The sequence below is a fragment of the Acidobacteriota bacterium genome (genome assembly GCA_022340665.1).
Classification (GTDB): Bacteria; Acidobacteriota; Thermoanaerobaculia; order Thermoanaerobaculales; family Sulfomarinibacteraceae; genus Sulfomarinibacter.
On the sequence record JAJDNM010000078.1, the window covers coordinates 1 to 5786 of the forward strand.

Below are 5786 nucleotides of genomic sequence, written 5' to 3' on the forward strand. Positions count from 1 at the left end.
CCGTCGTTGAGGTTTGCCCCGTCGGTGTTCGTGCACTGAAAGTAGCCGGCGGTGGCTAAATACTGCGCCTGAACCGGCATTGCCGACAGGATCACGACGTACCCCACACACAACGTCGCAACCCACCGAAACTGGTTGCCCAGCGGCGAACTCGAGCTCGAGAGACCCATGATCCGTCTCCTTTCCCGGAGCGTTCTTGTGAGACTGCCTTGTTTGGCGGACTATCACACACGACGTACTCATCCCCCCGGCTGCAAAAACGAACTGCAAACCGAATCCATTGCGACTTCCGGACCGCGCTCGGGCACTAAAATCCGTCGATCGGGAAAGAATCACGGCATAGCAGAGCATGTTGGCTGTATCTTTGTGCCGATGACGACGTCATGCAGGCTCCCCCTCCTTCGCGACCACCACAATCACCCGTCCACTTACGCCGCGATGAACGGGTGTCTCGACATTCGCCATATCACCGACAAACGGCGGGCGATCGAGTTGATCCGCGAGCGGGAGGACCCGCTGGTATTCGTCCTGGGCTGGAACAACAGCCTCTACAGGTTCGACGCCGCCGAGCTCGAGCGCATGCCGCCGGTCTTCATCTGCAACCACGCCCTGCATGAGTTCCTGATCAACAAAGGTGCCGAGCAGCTCCTTGGCGACCGGTATTTGGAGGTGATTGCCAATGTAGGAGACGGCGGATGGGTCCAGCGCAACATCGCGAAAATCCTCGGGCTCATCGTCACGGTCCGCGGCTGCGACAGCCAAGCTCTGTCGGAGTTTTACCGGGGAATTCTCGAGCTGGGCGTGTGGTCAGCCGAAGACATGCTCCTGCCAAGCGGCGATACAGCCAATACGTTCGCAAACAGCGGTTTGTGGCACCGGACGCGCCTGTGGGCGGATCCCGACGTCTATCTTTCGATGAGCGATTCCTCACGAGACCTCGTCCACGGCATCAAGCTCTTCGCCGACGGTGCTCTCGCTGCCCAGACGGCCGCCTTGACCGTGCCCTACCTGTCCGGCAAGCGGGAGTTTCTGTTTCGCACCGACGACCAGCTGATGGAGCTCCTGGAGCGGATCGGCGATTTCGGCAAACCGGTCGCCATCCACGCCGTCGGCGACTGCGCCAGCCAACAGGTCATCCGCGTCGCGGGGAGAGCTCGACGACAGCTTTCCTCGTGTCCGGCAATTCGCATGGAGCACTGCCCATTCCTCGACCGTGTTCAGGCTCTCGAGGCCAAGGACCTCGGCATCACCCTCTCGATGCAGCCCAACTTCAGCAGCGAATCGGTCGACTACCGTGACCGCCTGTCCGAAGACCTCTGTGCGGTGAATCAACCATTCCGGATGCTGATCGACCGGGCGGGGTTCGTGCCTGGCGAAGACCTCCTGTTCGGTTCGGACGAGATGCCGCAAGGGGTGGAGTTTGCGCTCCAGATGTCTCTTTTCCCGCCGTATCCCGGGCAGCGATTGACGCTCGAAGAGTTCCAGGCCGGATACTGCCTCGAAGACGAGACCTTCGGCCATATCGAGGTGGAGATCGATGAGGACCGCCGTTCGGTTCAGGCGGAAGTCGTCATCGCGCGGCCATCGAACGATCAGATGTAACTTTCACGGCGGGTTTTTCGTCTATAGATGGTATGAGGATCTCTCGAACGGCCCGACTCTGTCGGCCCGAGCCGAAAAGCCAGATCATCCACACGGCCGTGATCATCGTGCTCGCGGCGGCGATCATCCTCGACGGAACCGCCTTCGCCGGAGGGCGCGCTCCGTCAGCAGCCCAGATCCGCAGAGCGGTGGAGATGAGCTCGGAAGGCTGCCAGCTGAAGGTCGAGGAGTCGATCCGCCTCGGGAGATTCAAGATGTGGGCGGCACGGCAGATCGTCGCAGTCTCCGGAGTGGTCGAGCCCGAGGTGCGCGAGATCCTCCGCACGGTCCGCAAGCTCGAGGTCGTGACCTATCGTTCGAAAGGCGAAAGCGAATGTCGCCTCCCGGCCGCACTTCCCGACGTGCTGGCTTCAGCCGGATGGAGCCGGGTGATGACCGAGGGTTCTGAGGGCGAAGAATCCCTCGTCTACCAACACGCGAGCGACTCCGGTCGACTCGACGGGCTGCTGGTCGCCGAGTTGAGCGGCAACGAGCTGGAGATCGTGAAGGTCCACGGCAAGATCGATCGATTGATGGAGATGGCCGTCGACACCGACGATTTCGTGGCTGTGCTCGAGATCGACTGAGAGGCGACCGACAACATCCAAGACATTTCGACACGCAACCCGGGCGGCAGGATGCCCCGCGGCAAGAGGTCGTGATGCAGCCAGGAGCACAAGCGTCGGTAACGTTTCCCCGCGGAGATCACCGGCCCTCCGGAAAAAGTGTGAAACCATTGAGTGATGGGAAATCGTAGGATCGGCCTAGCCGTATGAGTTCGTGGCTTCGAACAGTGGTACCCGACCTCTTTCTCGCTTCCGTCGTGGCCTTGCTCGTGACGGTCGCGATGGTGCAGCTCGACGAAACCGAATCCACTCGCATTCGAGTGGACGCGCAAGAGGCCGCGGCGGACGGTCTGACCCTTGATGAACGCATCGAGGTTTATCAGGAATCGATTCGGCGCTCGGTCCTCCTCCACCTGCCACTGCTGGTCGCGGCGGCCGGTGCTCTCATCGGCCTGATCAGCAGAAACCGGAGCTGGAGCTGGCTGACGGCGATCGGTGCGGCCCTGCCCGCGATCATCATGGGCATCGCCTTTTTTATCGATCGGCCGCTCCCGGCCGGGGCGGTGCTGATCTCGTACACGGCGATCGCCTCGTCGATGTCCCTGGTTACGCTCACGTTGCGCCAGCGGCTCATACCGGCCGAAATCACGCGCTGATCCGCGTCATTCATGGGGGCGAGTAGACCGACTGCCACCTGGCCCGTAAAATGCTCCTCAGACCACGTTGGGGGGATATCGTGAATCGTCTTGTTTCAGCTCTGGTCATGGTACTTTTTCCCACCGTCATGTCCTTCGCATCCGACCACCCGGAGATCGAAGTTCGCATCGATTCTCTGCTCGAGAGAATGACTCTCGAGGAGAAGATCGGCCAGCTCAACCAGTACTCCAGCAATTTCGACATCACCGGGCCGCCGCCCGAGGCGAAGGACGCCCGGCAACGCTTCGAAAGAATTCGAAGTGGCCTGGTGGGCTCGATGCTGAACGTGACCGGAGCGGAGGCAACCCGCCGGGCTCAGGAGCTCGCGGTGGAAAACAGCAGGCTCGGTATCCCCCTGATCTTCGGCCTGGATGTCATCCACGGCTACCAGACGAGCTTTCCGATTCCCCTCGCAGAGGCGGCAAGCTGGGACCTCGCGGCGATCGAGCGTTCCGCCCGGGTCGCGGCCACCGAGGCGGCGGCGGCTGGCATCCACTGGACCTTCGCGCCGATGGTCGATATCGCACGAGACGCCCGCTGGGGACGGATCATGGAGGGTGCGGGCGAAGATCCCTACCTGGCCTCGATGGTGGCCGCCGCCCGGGTGCGCGGATTTCAGGGGACGTCGTTGGCGGCAACCGACACCATCGCTGCCTGCGCGAAGCACTTTGCCGGCTACGGGTTCGCCGAAGGCGGCCGGGACTACAACACGGTGGACATCTCGGAGCACACGTTGAGAAACGTGGTTCTGCCGCCGTTCAAGGCTGCAGTCGATGCCGGCGTCGCGACGGTGATGAATTCGTTCAACGAGATCGCCGGTGTGCCCACCACCGCCAGCTCGCATCTGCAACGGGAGATCCTCAAGGGAGAGTGGGCTTTCGACGGCTTTGTCGTGTCGGACTGGGGTTCGATCGGGGAGCTCGTTCCGCACGGCGTCGCCCGCGACCCGCGACACGCGGCAGAACTTGCTCTAGCCGCAGGCAGCGACATGGACATGGAGTCCGGCGCCTACCTCGACCATCTCGGGAACCTCGTCGAGAAGGGAACCCTTGGTGAGGGGCTGATCGACGACGCGGTTCGGAGGATTCTCAGGATCAAGTTCCGACTCGGGCTCTTTGACGATCCGTATCGGTATTGTGACCCGGATCGCGAAGCACGGATCCTTTCGAGAGGGAAGCACCTCGCTGCGGCCCGTGATGTCGCGCGCAAGTCGATCGTGCTGCTCAAGAACGACGGTAATTTCCTGCCCCTCGATCCGAAGAACGGCACGATCGCCGTGATCGGCCCTCTTGCAGCCGACACGAACTCGCCCCTTGGCAATTGGTACGCCAAGGCAATCGAAAACTCGGCCGTCTCACTCCTCGAGGGCATCCGTTCGGCGGTCGGCGATGCCGTTGATATTCGCTACGAAGAGGGTGCCCCGCTCGTCACCGGTCATCGAGATATTCATCGTGAGCTGGAGCTCAACCTCGATGATCGATCGGGTTTCACCGCCGCTGTGGCCGCCGCTCGCAGCGCCGACGCGGTGGTGCTGGCCCTGGGGGAAGATAGCCTCCAGTCGGGAGAGGGTCGTAGCCAGGTCGACATCGGCCTCAAGGGCGTCCAGAAAGACCTTCTGAAGGCCGTGCTGGCGGTCAATCCCAACGTGGTCGTCGTCCTGATGAACGGCAGACCGCTGGTTCTTGACTGGATAGCGAACAGCGTGCCCGCGATTCTGGAGGCCTGGCATCTCGGCTCGGAGGCTGGAAACGCCATCGCCGACGTCCTGTTCGGCGATTACAACCCCTCGGGCAAGCTGCCGGCTTCCTTCCCGCGCCATGTCGGCCAGGAGCCCCTCTATTACAACCACAAGAACACCGGCCGCCCATCACCCACCGGAATGGTCTACTGGTCACACTACGCCGATGTCCCCAACACGCCCCTTTTCCCATTCGGGCACGGCCTCAGCTACACCACCTTCGCCTACTCCGGGCTGCGTCTCAGCGCTCCTGAAATCGGCTTCGACGACGAGCTCACCGTCGAGATCACGGTCGAGAACACCGGTTCCCGCGCGGGCGGCGAGGTGATTCAGCTCTACGTTCGCGACCTTGTCGGCAGCGTTACCCGACCAGTCATGGAGCTCAAGGGATTCAAGAAGATCGAGCTCGAGCCCAAACAAGCTCGGAAGGTTGCATTCACTCTGACCGCCGACGACCTGGCCTTTTACACCGCTCGAGGCCGATGGGAAGCCGAGCCGGGAGAATTCGCCGTCATGATCGGCGGAAGCTCGGCCGACGTGGTTGAGAATCGATTTTTCCTTCGCGCGTCCGAAGAGCGCTGAACGCCGACCGGCTGGCGTGGCGCGACCCGGGTTCTGGGCCGACATTTCGGTGATGGATATCGACCCCCTGAGGGTCGGCGAGACCGAGCCGGGACGCCTGCTCGATGGGCGCATCCTGGCGACCATCGTTTCCGGCAGGGTGGTCTTCGAAGAATTGCGATGACTGAAAACGCGGGGACCCTGCTCAGTCGGTATCGGTGACGCACAATATCCAGGCCCGCCTCGCCCGGCAATCCAGCCCGAGCCAGGTGCGGTCCCACTGCATTCCCATGAACCAGCTCGCCCAGGCAGTTCTCGAAGTGCAAACGACGACCTCATCCCAACGACCCTCGAAAAGGGCCGAACAGAACTCGAGTCCCAGCCCCTTGGCCTCGTCTGCGGTGCCGGGAAAACGCTTGCTGAAATAGGCTCCTCCGTCGATCAGCGCCTGCGCCAAATCACCGTCGAGAAAGAAGGGGCTCAACTCTTCGAGATCGCCCGCCATCACGTCGAGATTGATCTCCCCGAGCCAGGCCAATTCGTCGGACACCGGATCCGCCGCGACAAACTGCGGCCAGAATACG

5 protein-coding genes are annotated in these 5786 nt (G+C 62.2%); 4 read left to right on the plus strand and 1 reads right to left on the minus strand.

Going from position 1 to position 5786, the window contains the following annotated elements:
* The first annotated feature begins 372 nt into the window (after positions 1-372).
* The 4 genes from LJE93_09705 to bglX all read left to right on the plus strand — a co-directional run bounded on the left by LJE93_09705 (position 373) and on the right by bglX (position 5223).
* Positions 373-1602 carry an amidohydrolase family protein gene (locus tag LJE93_09705; protein ID MCG6949172.1) on the plus strand — a complete coding sequence of 410 codons (1230 nt, stop codon included), beginning with the start codon at positions 373-375 and terminating at the stop codon, positions 1600-1602.
* 32 nt (positions 1603-1634) lie between these two features.
* Positions 1635-2228, plus strand: coding sequence for a DUF4252 domain-containing protein (locus LJE93_09710; protein MCG6949173.1), 594 nt, complete (start codon positions 1635-1637; stop codon positions 2226-2228).
* A 185-nt stretch (positions 2229-2413) separates the two neighbouring features.
* The gene (locus LJE93_09715; protein MCG6949174.1) at positions 2414-2863 is read left to right on the plus strand and encodes a hypothetical protein; all 450 of its coding nucleotides are present in this window, start codon (positions 2414-2416) and stop codon (positions 2861-2863) included.
* An 80-nt stretch (positions 2864-2943) separates the two neighbouring features.
* The gene (bglX, locus tag LJE93_09720) at positions 2944-5223 is read left to right on the plus strand and encodes a beta-glucosidase BglX (GenBank protein ID MCG6949175.1); all 2280 of its coding nucleotides are present in this window, start codon (positions 2944-2946) and stop codon (positions 5221-5223) included.
* A gap of 184 nt (positions 5224-5407) precedes the next feature.
* On the opposite strand, the gene LJE93_09725 is transcribed toward bglX, so the two are convergent.
* The coding region (locus LJE93_09725) for a hypothetical protein (protein MCG6949176.1) at positions 5408-5786 on the minus strand (379 nt) is incomplete at its 5' end.